This is a genomic window from Kitasatospora sp. NPDC051705 (genome assembly GCF_044453265.1).
Lineage (GTDB): Bacteria > Actinomycetota > Actinomycetes > Streptomycetales > Streptomycetaceae > Kitasatospora.
Genome location: NZ_JBITCO010000029.1, coordinates 24,502 through 42,030, shown reverse-complemented (window position 1 = coordinate 42,030; position 17,529 = coordinate 24,502). Strand labels below are relative to the sequence as shown.

Here is a 17,529-nt window from a genome sequence, read left to right as displayed (position 1 = left end):
GGCGGCCCCCGGGGGGGGGGGGGGGGGGGGGGGGGCCCGCCCCCCCCCCCACCACCCCCTGCGGCGTTTTCGGCGGCTGAACGCAATTTGAAAGATGCCCGGAATCAGGCGATTCTTTAGCGTAATTGCACGGCATCCACCCCCCTCACCGAAAAGGGCAAGCACATGCTTCGATCGTGGAATTCCGACTGCGGCGTGGTCTCATGAAAATCCTCGTCACCGGCGGCGCCGGATTCATCGGCTCGCATTATGTACGGACCATGCTCGACGGGGGATACCCGGGTTACGAGGACGCGCACGTCACGGTGCTGGACGCGCTGACCTACGCGGGGAACCGCGACAACCTCCCGGCCTCCCACCCCCGGCTCACCTTCGTGCACGGGGACATCCTCGACCGCGGGCTGCTGCGCTCGGTGCTGGAGGGGCAGGACGCGGTGGTGCACTTCGCCGCCGAGAGCCACGTGGACCGTTCGATCGAGAGCGGCGCCGCGTTCGTCCGCACCAACGTCGAGGGGACCCAGGCCGTGCTCGAGGCCTGCCTGGCGCTCGGTGTCGAGCGGGTCGTGCACGTCTCGACCGACGAGGTCTACGGCTCGATCGACGAGGGGTTCTGGACGGAGGAGTCCCCCCTGCTGCCGAACTCCCCCTACGCCGCGTCCAAGGCCGCCTCCGACCTGATCGCGCTGGCCTACTTCCGCACCCACCGCCTGAACGTCTCGGTCACCCGCTGCTCCAACAACTACGGCCCCTACCAGCACCCCGAGAAGTTCATCCCGCTGTCCGTCACCAACCTGCTGGAAGGGCGCCCGATCCCGGTCTACGGGGACGGCGGCCAGATCCGCGAGTGGCTGCACGTGGACGACCACTGCCGCGCGGTGCACCGGGTGCTCACCGGCGGCCGGGCCGGCGAGGCCTACAACATCGGCTCCGGCACGGCCGTGCCGAACCTGACGCTGGCGCACCGGCTGGTCGAGCTGTGCGGGGCGTCCCCCGACCTCGTCCGGCACATCGCCGACCGCAAGGGCCACGACCGGCGGTACGCCCTCGACCAGACCAAGATCGAGCAGGAGCTCGGCCACCGGCCGCTCACCGCCTTCGACCGCGGCCTCGCGGAGACCGTCGCCTGGTACCGGGAGAACCCGCAGTGGTGGAAGCCGGTCAAGGAGAGCGGTGGTCGGTCGTGAGCACCCTGCTGATCCCGCGTTCCAGCGCCTCGGTCGCCGACCGGCTGGCCCGGTCCGCCGCCGCGGCCGAGGGCGTCCACATCGCGACGGCCGACGTCACCGGCTGGCTGGACCACCACCGGCGCAGCTGCGGCACGGAGATCCGCCGGATCCCGTTCGCCGAGCTCGACGCCTGGTCGTTCGCCCCGGAGACCGGCGACCTGCGGCACCGCAGCGGGAAGTTCTTCACCGTCGAGGGCCTGCACGTCGTCCGCCCGGAGGCCGAGTGGCAGCAGCCGATCATCGTGCAGCCGGAGATCGGCATCCTCGGCATCCTGGCCAAGGAGTTCGACGGCGTCCTGCACTTCCTGATGCAGGCGAAGATGGAGCCCGGCAACCCGAACCTGGTGCAGCTCTCCCCCACCGTGCAGGCCACCCGCAGCAACTACACCAAGGCGCACGGCGGGGCGGAGGTGCGCTACCTGGAGCACTTCCTCGACCCGGACCGGCGCCGGGTGCTCACCGACGTCCTGCAGTCCGAGCACGGCGCCTGGTTCTACCGCAAGCGCAACCGCAACATGATCGTCGAGGTGCACGGGGACGTGCCGGTCGCCGAGGACTTCCGCTGGCTGACGCTCGGCCAGATCGCGGCGCTGCTGCGGCTGGACAACGTGGTCAACATGGACGCGCGCACCGTGCTGGCGAGCGCCCCGATGGCGCCCCCCGAGCCTGGCGCGCTGTCCTCCGACGCCGACCTGCTGGCCTGGTTCACCGGTGAGCGGTCCCGGCAGGACGTCCACGTCCGCCGGGTGCCGCTGCGCGGGATCTCCGGGTGGCGGCGCGACGAGCACTCCGTCCACCGGGTCGACGAGCGGTTCTTCCGGGTGGTGGCGGTCTCCGTCGAGGGCGCCGGCCGCGAGGTCGCCGGCTGGACCCAGCCGATCATCGAACCGGTCGGCACCGGGGTCGTCGGGTTCGCCTACCGGGAGTTCGGCGGCGTCCCGCACGTCCTGGTGCACGCCCGGGTCGAGGGCGGCTTCCTCGACACCGTCGAGCTCGCGCCGACCGTGCAGTACGTCCCGGAGAACTACGCCCACCTGCCGGCCGGGCACCGGCCGCCGTTCCTGGACCTGTTCCTGAACGCCGCCCCGGACCGCGTCCGCTACTCGGCGGTCCACTCCGAGGAGGGCGGCCGGTTCCTCGACGCCGAGAGCCGCTACCTGGTCGTCGAGACGGACGAGGCCACGACGCCCACCCGGGCCCCGGCGGGGTACCAGTGGGTCACCCCGGGCCAGCTGAACGTGCTCACCGGGCACAGCCGCTACGTCAACGTGCAGGCGCGCAGCCTGCTCGCGGCGATCAACACCGGTGCCGTCGGCCGCGCCCCGCTGCCGCGCTGATCCTGCTGCCCGGCCGGGCGACCGGCCGGGCACACCAAGAGGCCCTGTTCGGTGGCGGAATCACCGGACAGGGCCTCTTGGGGTGGAGCGCTTACTTGGTGGTCGTGGCGAGCCGAGAGGTCATCGGGGTCCACTTCTTGGGGTTGATCCGCCAGTCCACCGGCTCCTGCTTGGTCACGACGTTGACGCGGTTCCAGAGGTTGACCAGGCCGATGTGCAGGACCACCGCACCGAGCTGCACCTCGTTCCAGTGCTTGGCGGCCTCGTTCCACACCTCGTCCGTCACCGGGTTCTCCCGGTCGGCGATGCGGGTGGCACCCTCGGCCAGCGCCAGCACCGAGCGCTCGGCGTCGGTGAAGCAGGTCTGCTCCCGCCAGGTCGCCACCAGGGGGAGGCGGAAGTCCTCCTCGCCGGCCTCCTCGAACTCGCGCTGCTTCACGGGGATCTGGACCTCGCGGCCGTTGATCTGGCTCACCCGCAGGTGGATGAGCACGAGGGTCTGCAACGGCACGCCGACATTGTTGACGGCCTTGACCAGCTCGCGCATGGGCGGCAGGACATCGGGAACCACCAGTGACGGGTTAGGCATCCGCGGCGACATCTGCAATTCTCCTTCGGATTGGGATCAGGAAACAGCTTGCCCTCAGGGCCGCCTTTTTCTCAAGTATCCGAATTTCGGCGGCTAGTTGTTTTTCGGGCGACCTGCGGCTCGTGCGAGTGCTTGATGGAGTCGTTTGTCGGCGGTGTGCCCGGATTCCCATTGCACACCGATCGCGAAGGGGTGGTCGGTGACCTCGACGACCTCGACGGTGCCGTCCTCCGCCCAGCCGGTGGCGGTGAGACCGGCACCGAGCCGGTGGACGGCCTGGTGGTGGTGGCAGGCCGTCTCCGGCTCATCCTCGTCGAGGACGCCGGCGATCCGGCTGCCCGGCTGGAGCTTCAACCGGTGCCGACCGAGCGTAAAGGACGGATCCGCCGGGCGGTGGCCCTCGTGGCCGGTGACCTCCGGCAGGTGCTGGTGCAGGCTGCCCCCGTGCAGCACGTTCAGCAGTTGCATGCCGCGGCAGATCGCCAGGACGGGCAACCCGGCGTCAAGTGCCGCTCTGACCAAGGCCAGTTCGACGCGATCGGCGTCCGGGGTCACCGCCCGGGTCACCGGGTGCGGGGCCTCACCGTACAGCGTCGGATCGAGATCGGGGCCGCCCGGGACGAGCAGGCCGTCGAGCCGGTCGACCACCTCCTCGACACCGGGCAGCAGCGGGAGCAGCAGCGGTGTGCAGCCCGCCCCGGCCAGGAAGGCCAGGTGCGCCTGGAGCGCGAGGCTGACGACCATGTCGGTGCCCTGGAGCGTGACCGGCGCCGTCCGGGCGCAGACCCCGATCACCGGCCGCCGGGCGGCGGCCGGATCACTCACGACTGAATTCATGACATCCTCATGGGTTCCGGGTTCAACTGAGGAAAACGAGCAGATGAAACGGCCGCTCGGGCCGGCCGTCACCGCCGTCAAAATTGCCACGCCGACGCGGCCGAGGCCATCGTGGGCGGCGGCCGCCGTTCACGGCGGAGCGGGCCGGCCCCTACTGAACGGATTCGGATTCCTGGTACCACAGGTGGGCGGGGCGGATTTATCCCCCGGAATCTCTCGCAGCCCCTTCAACCGAGGTGACCATGATCGAGGCCAAGAACCTCACGAAACGCTACGGCGACAAGACCGCGGTGAACGACCTGTCGTTCACCGTCGAGCCCGGCCGGGTCACCGGCTTCCTAGGCCCCAACGGCGCGGGCAAGTCCACCACGATGAGGCTGCTGCTGGGCCTGGACCGCGCCGACGCCGGCACGGCCACCGTGAACGGCGTGCCGTACCGCGAACTCGCCGCCCCCATGCGGGTGGTGGGCGCGCTCCTGGAGGCACGTGCGGTCCACACCGGGCGCAGCGCCTACGACCACCTGCTCTGCCTGGCCCAGACCCAGGGCTTCGGCAAGCGCCGGGTCGACCAGGTCATCGACCAGGTCGGCCTGGGCTCGGTGGCCCGCAAGCGGGCCGGCGGGTTCTCGCTCGGCATGGGGCAGCGGCTGGGCATCGCCGCCGCGCTGCTGGGCGACCCCGCCGCGCTGATCCTGGACGAACCGCTCAACGGCCTGGACCCCGAGGGCATCGTCTGGATCCGCAACCTGATGAAGTCGCTCGCGGCGGAGGGCCGCGCCGTCTTCGTCTCCAGCCACCTGATGAACGAGATGGCCGTGACCGCCGAGCACCTCATCGTGATCGGCCGGGGCCGGCTGGTCGCCGACTGCTCCACCGAGGAGTTCATCGAGCACAGCACCGAGCAGAGCGTGCTGGTGAAGACCCCCGACCGCGAGCGGCTCGCCGAGCTGCTGCGTTCCGAGGGCGCCACCGTCACCGACACCGACGAGGGCGACCTGGACGTCGTCGGGCTCGAGGCTCCGCGCATCGCCGAACTGGCCGCCGCCGGCGGCCTGGTCCTGCACGAGCTCTCGACCCGCCGCGGTTCGCTCGAGGACGCCTTCATGGAACTGACCAAGGACGCCGTCGAGTACGACGCCGGCGTGACCACCGCCGGAGGTGTGAAGTGACGACCGTGACCGCACCCGCCCCCGCGACCACCGTCACCGGCGGGGCCCGCGAACCGGGCTTCGCCGACCTGATGCTCTCCGAGTGGACCAAGATCCGCTCGGTCCGCTCGACCGTCTGGTCGCTCGTCATCCTGATCGTGCTGACCCTGATCGCCACCGTGCTGTTCATGCAGATGGGCGTCGCCAACTGGGACAAGAGCGACGCGGCCCAGCAGGCGGAGATGCGGCTCGACCCGACCGGCACCATCCTCGGGAGCGGCATCCTGCTCAGCCAGCTCGCGGTCTGCGTGCTGGGCGTGATGGTGATCGCCTCCGAGTACTCCACCGGAATGATCCGGGCCAGCCTCCTCGCGGTGCCCAAGCGGGTGCCGGTCCTGGTGGCCAAGGGCGCGGTCTTCGGCCTGGTGGTCCTGGTCGTCGGCGAACTGACCGCCTTCCTCTCGTTCTTCCTGGGCGCGCCGATCCTGAACGAGAAGGCGCCGGTCTCGATCGGCGACGAGGGCGTCCTGCGGGCCGTCTTCGGCTGCGGCCTGTATCTGTCCCTGCTCGGCCTGTTCGCGCTCGGGGTCGGCGCGATCATCCGGCACACCGCGGCGAGCATCACCGGCGTCATCGCCTTCGTCCTGGTGATCGCCCCGATGACCCGGATGCTGCCCGGTAGTGTGGGCAAGCACGTCCACGGCTACCTCCCCACCGAGGCGGGGTTCCTGATCACCCAGCAGCACTCCCGCGCCTCCGACGTCCTGGGGCCGTGGCAGGGCCTCGGGGTGCTCGCCCTCTGGACGGCCGCCGTGCTGGTCATCGCGGGTGTCCTGCTCCAGCGCAGGGACGCCTGACCAGGCCCTCCGCGTCCACCGCGGGTGTCCGCCGAACCGGCGGACGCCCGCGGTGTCGTGCTTCCAGGGAACGTCCACCTGCCCTCGACTGCCGCTGAAGAGCCGCTTGCGACGCTCGACGCAGCGGCAGCAGAGAGGGAGAGAACGGAATGGCTCAGAGCAACGGGCACGCCGTCCTGGTGACGAGTGCATTCAGCCCCGTCAGGACCGGCAACGCCGAATCATCGGCCCACACCGAATTCGATCTGAAGAACTTCGAGAAACTGCCGGCACGCGATGTCCCCATCACCGCGCTGTCGCCCGGAGTGTCCCTGCGCCAGGGCGGCACGGACGCCGCCCACATCCAACTCCTCATCGACGCGGCGGGTTCGGCCGAACTGCCGCCCATCCTCGTCCAGATGGACGGCTACCGCGTCATCGACGGGCTGCACCGGCTGGAGGCCGCCCGGCTGCGCGGCGACGACAGCATCAAGGTGCGCTTCCTCGACTGCTCGGACTCCGAGGCGCTCGTCATCGCCATGAAGGCGAACGGCTCGCACGGGCTGCCGCTGTCGAAGGCCGACCGGGTCTCCGGCGCCCAGCGGGTCCTGGGCTCCCACCCCGACTGGTCCGACCGGGCCATCGCCGGCATCACCGGGCTCAGCGCGAAGACGATCGCCTCGCTGCGCGACCAGTCGGCCGGGGGCGCGCAGCTGGGCGGCAAGCGGATCGGCCGGGACGGCCGGCGGCGCCCGGTGGACGCGGGCGAGGGGCGGCGCCGGGCGGCCGAGTACATCGCCGCCAACCCGAACGCGCCGCTGCGTCAGGTGGCCCGGGAGACCGACGTGTCGCTCGGCACGGTCCACGACGTGAGCGCCCGGCTGCGGCGCGGCGACAGCCCGGAGCGGGACGGACGCCAGACGGCCGCACGGCCGCAGGCCGTCCAGGCGGTGCAGCCCGTGCGGTCCGTGCAGGCCGTGCGGCCGGTCGACGGGGCGGTCCGGCCCGCCGGGGTCCCCGTGGGGGTCCCCGGCGGCGCCACCCGGGTGCCGCTGCGGGTGGCGCCGAGCGTCGACTCCGCCTCGACGCACCGCCGGAACCACACCGACGCGCCGCCCGCGTGGGCGACGGTGGCGGCCAAGATGGCCGGCGACCCCGCCATCCGCTACACCACCGGCGGCCGGGAGTTCCTCCGCTGGATGCAGCTCCACGCCACCGACCTCGACGAGGACTGGCGCGACCTGGTCGACGCGGTCCCGCCGCACTGGCGCGGCGTCATCGCCTCGATCGCCGAGCGGATCGGCCGGGAGTGGAGCCTGCTCGCGGAGCAGCTCAAGACCAACCAGGAAATGGTGCGGTGATCCCGCCCGGTCACGACCGCGCCGGCACCGGTGCCGCGGACGCCACCCGGAGGTGGCCCGCGGCCCGGTGCCGTTCGGCGCGCTCCGGGGCCGGCACCACGGAGGCGCACCCGGGGTGGGCCGTGACGTTCGCCGGCGGTTCGAGCTCCGGCAGCGCCAGCAGCACCGGCGGGTCGGACGGACGGCCCGGGCGCAGCCGCACCGCCGCACTGGTGACGGTGTCGGCGGTGACCGTCACCGGCCCCGGGCCGTGCCCGCCGAAGAGCGCGGTCCGCCGGGCCCTGGCGTCGGGCCCGACCCCGTCGGCCACCGCCACCGCGAGCAGGTGCCAGGTCCCCTCGGGGACGTCCGTCAGCGAGTAGCAGGACGGCCTACCGCTCGGCACGTCGATCACCGCCGCGGCGAGCGACGGGTGCTGGACGACCGGCGTGCGGAAGGCGCCCAGGAACACCCGGGCGTTCCCGTGGCCCTCCGGCAGGCTGATGGTGCCCGCGACCGTCCCGAATCCCGTCCACGTTCCCGGATCGGGCTCCGGAAGTCCCTCCCCCCCTCCGCGCGCCAGCCGGCGGTACCGGCTCGGCGACACCCCGACCCCGGCGGTGAAGGAGTTGGTGAAGGAACCGAGGCTGTTGTAGCCGACCGCGAAGGACACCTCGGTGATGCTCATCGAGGTGGTCGCGATGAGCCGCTTGGCCTCGTGGATGCGGATCGCGGCCAGGAACCTGCCGGGAGTGAGCCCGGTCTCCTCCTTGAAGAGCCGCGTGAAATAGAAGCGGCTGAGCAGGGCGCTTTCGGCGATCTCGGTGAGAGTAAGCGGATCGCCGTAACGCGCCCGAATGCACTCGATGGCCCTTTCTACTGCAGTATCCATATGTCACCTCACTACGTGTGAACCAAGCAGCAGAATGACTTTCGCACATCGCGCTCGACTCGAGTAGTGCCGGTGATCTGAACACATACGTTCACCGTCCGCAATGGCCTGGAACAACTGTGGACGAATATCCGAATCCGTGCTCCGCCCCTTTTCCTGAACACGTCCGGGGGTCTTGAAAAAGCCCGCGGTCCTCGAAAACGCCCGGGGCCTCGAACACGCGAAGGGCCGGCCGGGGCGACTCACCGGCGGCGGGAACGCAAGAGGCCCAGGTCATCACGTGGATGACCTGGGCCTTCACCGAGCCGCCTGCGGGATTCGAACCCGCGACCTACGCATTACGAGTGCGTTGCTCTGGCCAACTGAGCTAAGGCGGCACCGATGCCGCGTGCGGCGGCAACGCGGGCCAGTCTACACAGGTTCGCGGGTGATCCGTAACGGGACGGTCCGGCGGCCGACCGGGCGGCCGCCGGGCACCCGGGCCGGGCCGGTCAGGCGGAGGAGACGGCGAGCTTGGCGGCGAAGCCGGCGAACAGGACGGCGACGCCGCTGGTGAGGGTGGCGGACAGCCTCCGGCGGCGGCGGAAGGCGGTGGCCAGGGTGGTGCCCGCGAAGATCAGCAGCGAGAGGTAGAGCATGCTGAACGTCTGCAGGATCCCGCCGAGCAGGGCGAAGGAGAGCACCGGCCGGCCGTAGCCCGGGTCGACGAACTGGGTGAAGAAGGAGAGCAGGAAGAGGATCGCCTTCGGGTTCAGCAGGCTGATCACCAGGGCTCGGCGGAACGGCCGCTCGACGGCCTCGGGAGCCGCCTGCGCCTCCGGGTCGGCGACGGCCCGGCGCTCGCGCCAGAGCTGGCGGGCGGCCCGCAGCATGCCGAAGCCGATCCAGAGCAGGTAGGCGGCGCCGCCGAACTTGACCACCGCGAAGACGGCCGGGTTGGCCTTCAGGAGGGAGGCGGCGCCCAGCGAGGTGAGGCTGATCAGCGTGAAGTCGCCGACGAAGACGCCGGCGGCGGCCCGGTAGCCGGTCCGGACGCCCTTGCGGGCGGCGACGGACAGCACGTACAGGGAGTTGGGTCCGGGGAGCAGGATGATGACGAGGGCGCCGAGGACGTAGGTCGCCAGGTCGTTGACTCCGAGCACGGTGCGCTCCGGTGGGGACGGGGGCAGGGGGGCGCTCATCGTAACGTCGCACCGGTGATCGATTGAAGCTGCAACCATCCGGCCCCGCGGCCGCACCCGCGGCACCGCCCCGCGCCCGGGGCGCGCGCTAGCGGCCGCAGCGCTTCCCCTGCTCAGGGGCCTCGCCGGTGAGCAGGAAACGGTTGACCGCCCCGTCCACGCAGGCGTCGTGCCGCCCGTACGCGGTGTGCCCGTCCCCGTCGTAGGTGAGCAGCCGCCCCGACTCCAGCTGCCCGGCCAGCGACTGCGCCCACGCGTACGGCGTGGCCGGGTCCCGGGTGGTGCCGACGACCACGATCGGGGCGGCCCCGGCGGCCCGGATGGTGTGCGCCGCACCGGTCGCCCGGACCGGCCAGTAGGCGCAGGTCAGCGCCATCCACGCCATGTCGCGGCCGAAGTGCGGCGAGGCCCGCTCGAAGTCCGGCACCGCGCGCAGCACGTCCCCCGGCCCGGCGAACGGGGCGGGCAGGTCCAGGCAGTTCACCGCCGTGTTGGCGAACATCAGGTTGGGGTACGAGCCGTCCGCCTCCCGCCCGTAGTACGCGTCGGACAGGTGCAGCAGGGCGGTGCCGTCGCCGGCCCTGGCGTCGCCGAGCGCGGCGCGCAGCTTGGGCCAGAGGTAGTCGGCGTACATGGCCTCGATGACGCCGGTGGTCGCCTGCGCGCCGGTGAGCCGGCGGCCGTTGTCCGCGCTCGGCAGCGGCTGCGCCCGGACGGTCGCGAACAGGGCGGTGAGCTGCTCGCCGACCTGCTGTTCGGTGCGGCCGAGCGGGCAGTCCTCCCGCCGGGCGCAGTCCCTGGCGAAGGCCGCCCAGGCGGTCTCGAAGCCGCCCGCCTGGGTGCGGTTGCCGGTGACCGAGTCGAGCGCCGGGTCCATCGCGCCGTCCAGCACCAGCCGCCCGACCCGGCCGGGGAAGAGCCCCGCGTAGGTGGCGCCGAGGAAGGTGCCGTAGGACTTGCCGACGTAGTTCAGCCGCTCGTCGCCGAGCAGGGCCCGCAGCACGTCCATGTCGCGGGCCGCCTCGACGGTGCTCAGGTGGCCGAGCGCGGAGCCGACCCGCTGCCGGCAGCCCTCGGCGAACTCCTTGTCCGCGGCGACCAGCGCGTCGATCCCGCCCTGGTCGCCCGGGGTGAGGCCGACGGCCGTGAAGGCGTCCATCCGTTCCCCGCTCAGGCAGGTGACCGGGTTGCTCCGGCCGACCCCGCGCGGGTCGAGGCCGACCAGGTCGTACCGGGCGCGCACGCCGCCGTCGTACGTCCGGGCCACCGCCTCCACGTACTCGACCGCCGACCCGCCGGGCCCGCCCGGGTTCAGCAGCAGCGAGCCGAGCCGGCCCTCCCGGCCGGCCCCCTCGGGAGCCGCCGGGGCCCGGACGGCCGCCAGGGTGAGGTCGCCGTCGCCCGGCCGGTCGTAGTCCAGCGGCACCCGGAAGGTGGTGCACTCGAACCCGCCGTCGCAGGGCTGCCAGCCCGGCCGCTGCGCGTAGTAGGGCGCGAGCGCGGCCGGCACCGCCGCGGGCAGCGGCTCCAGCGGCGTGGCCCCGGCCGCCGCGGAGGCCGCCCCCGCACCGGCCGCGTCCGTGGCGGCCGCCCCGGCGGGGCCGGACGGCCCGGCCCCCGACCCCCCGGGCGCGCCCGCGCCGCAGCCGCCCGTCAGCAGCCCGGCGGCGAGCGCCGCGGCCAGTACCCGCCCGGTGGCCCTCATCCGGTTCCTCTCCAGCGCTCGGTCCGACGAAGACGAAGAAGTCCGCCGGGGCGCCCGGTCGGGCCCGGCGGAAAAGCAGCCGCCCGGTACCCGCTCCGGGTACCGGGCAGCGTAGCCCGCTCGCGCGGCCGTCAGGACGCCTTGGCCAGCGCCTCGGCCAGGAACTGCGCCGCCTGCCGGACCAGCCGCAGCCGCTCCCGGTCGGGGGTGTAGTCCTGCACGTTGTCCGAGATCCGCACGTCGGCCTTGGCTGCCGCACCGGCGCCGCCCTTCAGCCCGGCCTGGAGCTTGCGGGCCGCGTCCAGCCCGGCGGCGTCCCCCTTGGCCGCGGCCAGCAGCAGCTTCGCAGCGCTGCCGGCCGGGGCCTCGGCACCGGTCTGGGCCAGCGCGGCGGTGTCGTACCGGCCGGAGACCGCGGCGGCCGCGCCGTACAGGTCGGGGCGGGCCAGCCCGGCGGCGGCCGCGCAGGGCGCGCCGCCCTCGACGCCGAGGGTCCCCCAGGAGGCCGGGCCGGGCGGCAGGGTCCGGAAGGAGGCCGCGACGGTGGTGCGCAGCGCCGCGTCGTCGGCGACGGCGGCCGGGGCCGCCGCGACCAGCTCGCAGGGGTGCGCGGTGCCGTTCGGCGCCTCGGGGGCGACCAGGATGAACGGGCGGGCCCGGCCGACCTGCAGCGCCGAGGCGATCCCGTCGAAGACGTCCGGGACCTCGGCGTCGGCGGTCCTGCTCGGCGCGGCCGCCTGCATCACCACCACCGGGAAGCGGGCGTTCGGCTCCTTGGCGTACTGCGGCGGCAACCAGACCCGCACGTTGCGCGGGCGCCCGTCCGGGCCGAGCACCGCGGACTGCAGCAGCTCCCCGCCGCCGGGGCGACCGACGCTGTCGAACCTGCTGGCGACGACGGGCGGTGCGGCGGGCGTCGAGGCCGCGGCCGGTTCGGCGGCGGCCGGCGGCGCCGCCTGCTGCCGCGCCGCGGCGACCGCGCTCGGCACCGTCTCGGCCGCGTCGACGGCCGACTCCGCCCGGTCCGTCGGCCGGTCGCCGTGGCCGAAGCCACCGAAGGCCCCGAGTGCGGTGAGCAGCGTCAGCGCGGTGACGCAGACCCCGCAGACCATCGCCCCGGCCGCCCGCAGCAGCATCGGCCAGCGGTCCCCGGCCAGCTCGTAGGTCTCGGCGGCCCGCAGGTCCCGCCAGCGCTGGAGCGCGCCGCGGGCCAGCCAGATCCCGCCCAGCGCGGCCGCCAGCAGGGGGATGACGAGGAGCGGACGAACCATGGGACGCACCACCTCGGGAGGAGGGCCGGGGCCGGGCGCGGCCCGGCTCCGTCGGGAGACGACGGCCCCGGCACCGGGGCGCAGTCGGCCCCCAGCGTGCACAACGGGCGGGCGGTCACACGCGGGTGTGCCCGGCGCGTGGCGCTCGTTCACTCGAAGGTGGGACAGCTGGCCAGCGCCGGGAGGCCTAGGGTCGGCCCTCCGCGGGGTGCGCCGACGGGCGGGTGCACCGACGGGCGGGTGCACCGACGGGCGGGGTCAGCCGGCGCGCAGCGCCACCGTCATCGCCTCGACGGCGAGCAGCGGGTCGACGTTGCGGTCCAACGCGCGGCGGCAGGCCAGCACGGCCTCGATCCGGCGCAGCGTGCCCTCCGGCGGGCCGGCCTGGGCGACCCGGTTCAGTGCCTGCCGCTGGTCCTCGTTGGCGAGCGCGCCGGTGGAGCCGAGCTGGATCGCGAGCACGTCCCGGTAGAAGCCGAGCAGGTCGAGCAGCGCGACGCCGAGGGTCTCCCGGCGGGTCCGGGTGGCCCGGCTCTTCTGCCGCTTCTCCAGCTCCTTGACCGCCCCGGCCATGCCGCGCGGCGCCTTGCTGCCCTCGGCGGCGCCGTAGGCGGCCTTCAGGTCGTCGGTCTCCCTGGCGTCCTGGGTCTCGGCGAGCGCCTCGGCGTCGGCCTTGGCGGTGTCGACCAGGCGCTGGGCGGCGGCCAGGCAGCCGCCGATGTCGCCGACCTCCAGCGGGATCCGCAGCACCTCGGTGCGCCGGCTGCGGGCCTGGTCGTCGACGGCCAGCCGGCGCGCCCGCTCGACGTCGCCCTGCCCGGCCAGCGCCGCCAGCCGGGCCGTCTCGGGCTCGACCCCGTCCCGGCGGACCAGCATGTCGGCGACCGCCTCGGCGGCCGGGGTGCGCAGCACGAGCAGGCGGCAGCGCGAGCGGATCGTCGGCAGCACGTCCTGGACGGAGGGGGCGCAGAGCAGCCAGACGGTGCGCGGCGAGGGCTCCTCGACGCCCTTGAGCAGGGCGTTCGCGGCGGCCTCGGTGAGCCGGTGGGCGGCGTCGACGAGGATCACCGACCAGCGTCCGCCGGTCGGGTAGCTGGAGGCGCGCAGGACCAGCTCGCGCATGTCCCCGACGCCGATGGACAGACCGTCGGTCCGGACGTACTTGACGTCGGCGTGGCTGCCGGCCAGCACGGTGTGGCAGCCGTCGCAGAACCCGCAGCCGGGCGTGCCGCCGAGCGCGAGGTCCGGGCTGGTGCACTGGAGGGCGGCGGCGAACGAGCGCGCGGCGGTGACCTGACCGGCTCCGGGCGGGCCGGTGAACAGCCAGGCGTGCGTCATCAGGGAGGCGTTCCCGCCCGGCTCCGGGGCCGCACCGCGACCGGCCGCGACGGTCGCCCCGGCCGCCCGGGCCGCGGCGGTGAGCTGCTCGACCACCCGCTCCTGGCCCACCAGGTCGTCCCAGACGGCCACTGCTGCTCCCAAGCTCCGTACGGCGGCGCTCCTGGCGCCCCTTCCCCGCCGTCGAGCATACGGGTCCGCTGCGACACCCCCGGCGCCGTCGCCCCGAGCCGGCCCGACCCGGCCCGTCCGGGCCAGAACGGCGACGGGCGGCGCCGCCGGGGTTCCCCACCCCGGGCGGCGCCGCCCGTCGTCCGCGTCCGCTCCGGGGTCAGCCCCGGCGGCCCCAGCGGCGGCCCTTGCCCTTGCCGCCGTCCCCGTCCCCGTCCGTTCCGCCGTCCCCGGCGCGGCCGGCGCCCGGGTCCTGCGGGGGCCGGGCGCCGCGCTGCTCCCAGTCCGCCCACTCGTCTCGCGAGCCGAGCAGGGTGTCGGTGAGGCTCGGCAGGTCGTCCATCGGCGTCTCCTCGGCCCACTCGGGCCGCGGCCGCTCGGCGGTGGCCTGCGGGTCCGCGTCGACCGCGGGCAGCTCACGGGTGCCGTCCGCCGGCTCCGCGCGCCACAGCCCCGGCGGCACCCGGTCCCCGGTCCGGTCCGCCCCGGCGCCGCCCGGCTGCGGCCGGACGGGCTCGGCCCCGGCCCGCTCCGCACGGCCGGACTCCGCACGGCCCGGCTGCGCACGCTCCGGCTGCGGGCGGTCCGGCTCGACGCGCGGCAGCAGCGCCGTCCGCTCGGCGTCCGCGGGGACCTTCGGCAGCAGCGCCGTCCGCTCGGTCTCCGCCGAGACCTTCGGCAGCACCGCGGTCTCGTCCACGGCCGCCGGCGGGACCGCCGGCAGCGGCGCGGTCGTCTCGACGGCCTCCGGCGCCCCGGCGCCCGCCCGGTGGTCCGGCAGCGCCAGCTCCCGGGTCGCGTCGTCGGTGGGCCGGTCCTCCCGGACGGCCCGCAGCTCGGTGGTCACGGCGTCCCCGGGCGTGCCGTCCCCGGGCGCACCCGCCCCGGGCGTGCCGGCCGCCCGCTCCGCCGCCGTCTTGGCCGCGGCGGCCGCGGCGGCGAGCGCGGCGGCCTGCGCCAGCCGGGCCTCCTCGGCCCGCTGCAGCGCCTCCTCGGCGCGGCGGCGCTGCTCCTCCCGGGCCAGCTCGCGCTGCCGCTGGAGCTCGGCCTGGGCGGCCGCCTCGTCGGCGAGCCGCTTGCGCTCGGCGGCCTCCGCGGCCAGCCGGGCCTCCTCGGCGCGGCGGCGCTGCTCCTCCTGCTCGGCCCTGAGCCGGGCCTCCTCCTCCGCCCGGCGGCGCGCCTCCTCCTCGGCCTTGCGGCGGGCCTCGGCGGCGACCCGCTCGGCCTCCTCCTTCGCGAGCCGCTCCTTCTCCGCCTGCTCGGCGCGCAGCTGCTCCAGCAGCTCCTGGCGCTTGCGCTCGGCGGCCTCCGCCTCGGCCTTCCTGCGGGCCTCCTCGGCGGCGCGGCGCTCGGCCTCCTCACGGGCGAGCCGCTCCTGCTCGGCGCGGGCGGCCTTCTCCTGCTCGGAGAGGGGCAGCTCGCGGTCGAGCCGGTGCCGGATCGCGGTGGTGACGGAGCCGGGCGCCTGGCTGCCGTCGACGACCAGGTAGCGCGCCGGGTCGGCGGCCGCGAGGGCGAGGAAGCCGGCCCGGACCCGCTGGTGGAACTCGGTCGGCTCGGACTCCAGCCGGTCGAGCGCCTCGGTGAACCGCTCGCGGGCCTTGGTCGGGTCGACGTCCAGCACGACGGTCAGGTCGGGCAGCAGCCCGCCGGTCGCCCAGCGCGAGATCCGGGAGACCTCGGTGGCGGCCAGGTCGCGCCCGGCGCCCTGGTAGGCGATCGAGGAGTCCATGTACCGGTCGGTGATCACCACGGCGCCCCGGGCGAGGGCCGGCCGGATGACGTTCTCGACGTGCTCGGCGCGGTCGGCGGCGTAGATCAGCGCCTCGGCGCGGTGCGACAGGCCGGTGTTGCCGACGTCCAGGACGAGGCCGCGCAGCCGCTGGCCGACCGGGCTGCCGCCGGGCTCGCGGGTGAGCACGACCTCGTGCCCCTTGCCGCGGATCCACTCGGCGAGCGCCTGCGCCTGGGTGGACTTGCCGGCCCCGTCGCCGCCCTCCAGGGCGATGAAGAAGCCGGTGCCGGCGCCCCGGTGCGGGGTCGGCCCGCCGGCGCCGCGCACCGCGTCCAGCAGGTCCCGGCCGAACGGCGCGGTGCCGCGCCGGTCGTCGGTCCGCAGCAGCACGACGGCGGCCAGCACGAGCGTGAGCAGCCCCGAGGTGGCGACGGCGAGCGCCGCGCCGCCGTGGATGAAGGTGAACGAGCCGGGCTCGACCGTGCCGTACTCGACGTCCCCGTAGGCCGCGGCGATCAGCGGGACGACCACCAGCGCGGCGCCGACCACGACCCGCAGCACCGCGTACAGGTGCTCGGTGACCTTCGGCAGCCGGGCCTCCTCGACCTCCTGGGCGAGCAGGGTGCGGCCGGTGGAGACGATGATCCCGGCGGTCAGGCCGGCCAGCACGGTGAGCCCCAGGACCAGCACGAAGTCCAGCACCAGCCCGGCGAGGATCAGCGCCACGCCCTCGGTGAGCAGCGCCAGCGCGAGCAGCCGGCGGCGGGAGAGCGCGGGCAGCGTGGCCCGGGTCAGCCGGGCGCCGAGCGCGGGCGCCGCGGTGGCGGCCAGCACCAGCAGCCCGTACCCGATCGGCCCGGCGCGGTGCTCGGCGGCGGTGAGCAGGGCCAGCGCGGCGACGCCGGCCATCGAGGCGAAGCCGGCCGCGACGGCGAAGGTGAAGTACGGGGCGCTGCCGGTGCGGCCCTTGCCCAGCGCGGGCCCGGGCGTGGCGTCGGTCGGGGCGCGCAGCCCCTGCAGCGGCGAGTGCGGCGCGGCGGTCACCGGGCCGACGGGCAGCTGCTGGAGGTGGTCGCGGACGGCCGCGGCGGCGAACAGGCCGGCCGCGCCGAGCGCGGCGAAGGTGACCTGGTGGGCGCGGAGCCAGTCCGAGCCGAGCGCCGCGCCGATGTTGTTCAGGAGGGTGAGGGCGACCAGGCCGGCGGCCGCGAGCGGCGCGGTGGCCCAGCCGGTGAAGCGGTCGATGCTCCGGACGGTGTCCAGGTTGACGGCGGCCGGCCGCTGCTCGGCGGCGGGCGCGTACGGGTCGGCGGGCGGCAGCAGGCCCGGGACGGCGACGTCCCTGGCGATCGCCCGGACCCGCTCGGCACCGCCGGTGAGGAACACCGTGGCGAGCAGCACGTAGGTGGCGGCGGCGGAGGGCCGCGCACCGGAGGACAGCCAGACCGTCCACCAGGGCGCGAGGCCGATCAGCAGGGCGCACAGCGCGTCGGCGCCGAGCAGCGTCCAGCGCCGGTCCAGCTTCCCGGCGACCAGCCGGTGCACCGGGCCGAGCAGCGCCACCCCGACCAGTCCGGCGGCCAGCAGCCGCACGGCGAGGACGGCGGTCACGGCGAAGGCGAGGCTGCGCGGCAGGTCGCCGAACTGGCCGCCGAGGGCGGCGGAGACCACGGTGAGCACGAGCAGCACCAGCAGCCCGAGCCGGTCGCCGGTGCCGCCGATCAGCTGGGTGGTCCACAGGCGCCGGTAGGGACGTGTCCGCAGCAGCGCCCGGGCCCGGTCGACCGGGGTACCGGCGGGCGCGACCCCGGGCAGGTCCGGCGCCGCGGCTCTGGCGGCCGGGGCGGCGCTGGGGGTGGGCTGCTCCTCGCTCGTCATACGGTCAGCGTAGCGGGCGGGGCTTGACCGGAATGAGATGAACGG

The 17,529-nt window shown here is 74.7% G+C and carries 13 protein-coding genes and 1 tRNA gene; 5 read left to right on the top strand and 9 right to left on the bottom strand.

All coding sequences use genetic code 11. The features are described 5' to 3' along the window. Nucleotides 1-203 precede the first annotated feature (203 nt). Together rfbB and ACIA8Q_RS28200 are read left to right on the top strand one after the other, a co-directional pair. Entirely contained in the window at nucleotides 204-1,184 is a 981-nt protein-coding gene (rfbB, locus tag ACIA8Q_RS28205) for a dTDP-glucose 4,6-dehydratase (RefSeq protein ID WP_360217063.1), read from the top strand. Then, the gene (locus ACIA8Q_RS28200; protein WP_360217066.1) at nucleotides 1,181-2,563 is read left to right on the top strand and encodes an NDP-hexose 2,3-dehydratase family protein; all 1,383 of its coding nucleotides are present in this window, start codon (nucleotides 1,181-1,183) and stop codon (nucleotides 2,561-2,563) included. Before rfbB ends, ACIA8Q_RS28200 begins: the two co-directional genes overlap by 4 nt. Before the next feature lie 91 nt (nucleotides 2,564-2,654). On the opposite strand, the gene ACIA8Q_RS28195 is transcribed toward ACIA8Q_RS28200, so the two are convergent. Both ACIA8Q_RS28195 and ACIA8Q_RS28190 read right to left on the bottom strand, forming a co-directional pair. Further along, complete coding sequence (locus ACIA8Q_RS28195) at nucleotides 2,655-3,134, bottom strand: carboxymuconolactone decarboxylase family protein (RefSeq protein ID WP_360217069.1); 480 nt, start codon at nucleotides 3,132-3,134, stop codon at nucleotides 2,655-2,657. Between the two features lie 111 nt (nucleotides 3,135-3,245). Continuing rightward, nucleotides 3,246-3,989 carry a gamma-glutamyl-gamma-aminobutyrate hydrolase family protein gene (locus ACIA8Q_RS28190; protein ID WP_360217072.1) on the bottom strand — a complete coding sequence of 248 codons (744 nt, stop codon included), beginning with the start codon at nucleotides 3,987-3,989 and terminating at the stop codon, nucleotides 3,246-3,248. A gap of 242 nt (nucleotides 3,990-4,231) precedes the next feature. On the opposite strand from ACIA8Q_RS28190, the gene ACIA8Q_RS28185 reads away from it, so the two are divergent. The 3 genes from ACIA8Q_RS28185 (at nucleotide 4,232) to ACIA8Q_RS28175 (ending at nucleotide 7,334) form a co-directional block, all read left to right on the top strand. Beyond that, on the top strand, nucleotides 4,232-5,158 hold the full coding sequence (locus ACIA8Q_RS28185) for an ATP-binding cassette domain-containing protein (RefSeq protein WP_360217075.1): 927 nt from the start codon (nucleotides 4,232-4,234) through the stop codon (nucleotides 5,156-5,158). Next, a complete protein-coding gene (locus ACIA8Q_RS28180; protein ID WP_360217078.1) occupies nucleotides 5,155-5,994 on the top strand; it encodes an ABC transporter permease in 840 nt (279 codons plus the stop codon). Before ACIA8Q_RS28185 ends, ACIA8Q_RS28180 begins: the two co-directional genes overlap by 4 nt. A gap of 149 nt (nucleotides 5,995-6,143) precedes the next feature. Next, complete coding sequence (locus tag ACIA8Q_RS28175) at nucleotides 6,144-7,334, top strand: ParB N-terminal domain-containing protein (RefSeq protein WP_360217081.1); 1,191 nt, start codon at nucleotides 6,144-6,146, stop codon at nucleotides 7,332-7,334. 10 nt (nucleotides 7,335-7,344) lie between these two features. Here ACIA8Q_RS28175 and ACIA8Q_RS28170 read toward each other — a convergent pair whose 3' ends face one another. The 7 genes from ACIA8Q_RS28170 to tmk all read right to left on the bottom strand — a co-directional run bounded on the left by ACIA8Q_RS28170 (nucleotide 7,345) and on the right by tmk (nucleotide 17,484). Further along, nucleotides 7,345-8,205: an AraC family transcriptional regulator gene (locus ACIA8Q_RS28170; RefSeq protein ID WP_360217084.1), complete on the bottom strand. Its 861-nt coding sequence runs from the start codon at nucleotides 8,203-8,205 to the stop codon at nucleotides 7,345-7,347. 303 nt (nucleotides 8,206-8,508) lie between these two features. Further along, nucleotides 8,509-8,582: transfer RNA gene (locus ACIA8Q_RS28165), tRNA-Thr, on the bottom strand. Between the two features lie 114 nt (nucleotides 8,583-8,696). Then, on the bottom strand, nucleotides 8,697-9,347 hold the full coding sequence (gene leuE, locus ACIA8Q_RS28160) for a leucine efflux protein LeuE (protein ID WP_387900716.1): 651 nt from the start codon (nucleotides 9,345-9,347) through the stop codon (nucleotides 8,697-8,699). A gap of 127 nt (nucleotides 9,348-9,474) precedes the next feature. Next, nucleotides 9,475-11,091, bottom strand: coding sequence for an alpha/beta hydrolase (locus ACIA8Q_RS28155; protein WP_396317905.1), 1,617 nt, complete (start codon nucleotides 11,089-11,091; stop codon nucleotides 9,475-9,477). A gap of 131 nt (nucleotides 11,092-11,222) precedes the next feature. Continuing rightward, nucleotides 11,223-12,362, bottom strand: a complete 1,140-nt coding sequence (locus tag ACIA8Q_RS28150; RefSeq protein WP_360217108.1) for a hypothetical protein — start codon at nucleotides 12,360-12,362, stop codon at nucleotides 11,223-11,225. A gap of 258 nt (nucleotides 12,363-12,620) precedes the next feature. After that, a complete protein-coding gene (locus tag ACIA8Q_RS28145; RefSeq protein ID WP_360217111.1) occupies nucleotides 12,621-13,832 on the bottom strand; it encodes a DNA polymerase III subunit delta' in 1,212 nt (403 codons plus the stop codon). A 199-nt stretch (nucleotides 13,833-14,031) separates the two neighbouring features. After that, on the bottom strand, nucleotides 14,032-17,484 hold the full coding sequence (gene tmk, locus ACIA8Q_RS28140; RefSeq protein ID WP_396317904.1) for a dTMP kinase: 3,453 nt from the start codon (nucleotides 17,482-17,484) through the stop codon (nucleotides 14,032-14,034). Between the last annotated feature and the right edge of the window lie 45 nt (nucleotides 17,485-17,529).

Coding starts and splice junctions, on each gene's coding strand:
- tmk (WP_396317904.1), bottom strand. CDS start 17,484: ATGACGAGCGAGGAGCAGCCCACCCCCAGCGCCGCCCCGGCCGCCAGA.
- ACIA8Q_RS28185 (WP_360217075.1), top strand. CDS start 4,232: ATGATCGAGGCCAAGAACCTCACGAAACGCTACGGCGACAAGACCGCG.
- ACIA8Q_RS28155 (WP_396317905.1), bottom strand. CDS start 11,091: ATGAGGGCCACCGGGCGGGTACTGGCCGCGGCGCTCGCCGCCGGGCTG.
- ACIA8Q_RS28170 (WP_360217084.1), bottom strand. CDS start 8,205: ATGGATACTGCAGTAGAAAGGGCCATCGAGTGCATTCGGGCGCGTTAC.
- rfbB (WP_360217063.1), top strand. CDS start 204: ATGAAAATCCTCGTCACCGGCGGCGCCGGATTCATCGGCTCGCATTAT.
- ACIA8Q_RS28190 (WP_360217072.1), bottom strand. CDS start 3,989: ATGAATTCAGTCGTGAGTGATCCGGCCGCCGCCCGGCGGCCGGTGATC.
- ACIA8Q_RS28175 (WP_360217081.1), top strand. CDS start 6,144: ATGGCTCAGAGCAACGGGCACGCCGTCCTGGTGACGAGTGCATTCAGC.
- ACIA8Q_RS28150 (WP_360217108.1), bottom strand. CDS start 12,362: ATGGTTCGTCCGCTCCTCGTCATCCCCCTGCTGGCGGCCGCGCTGGGC.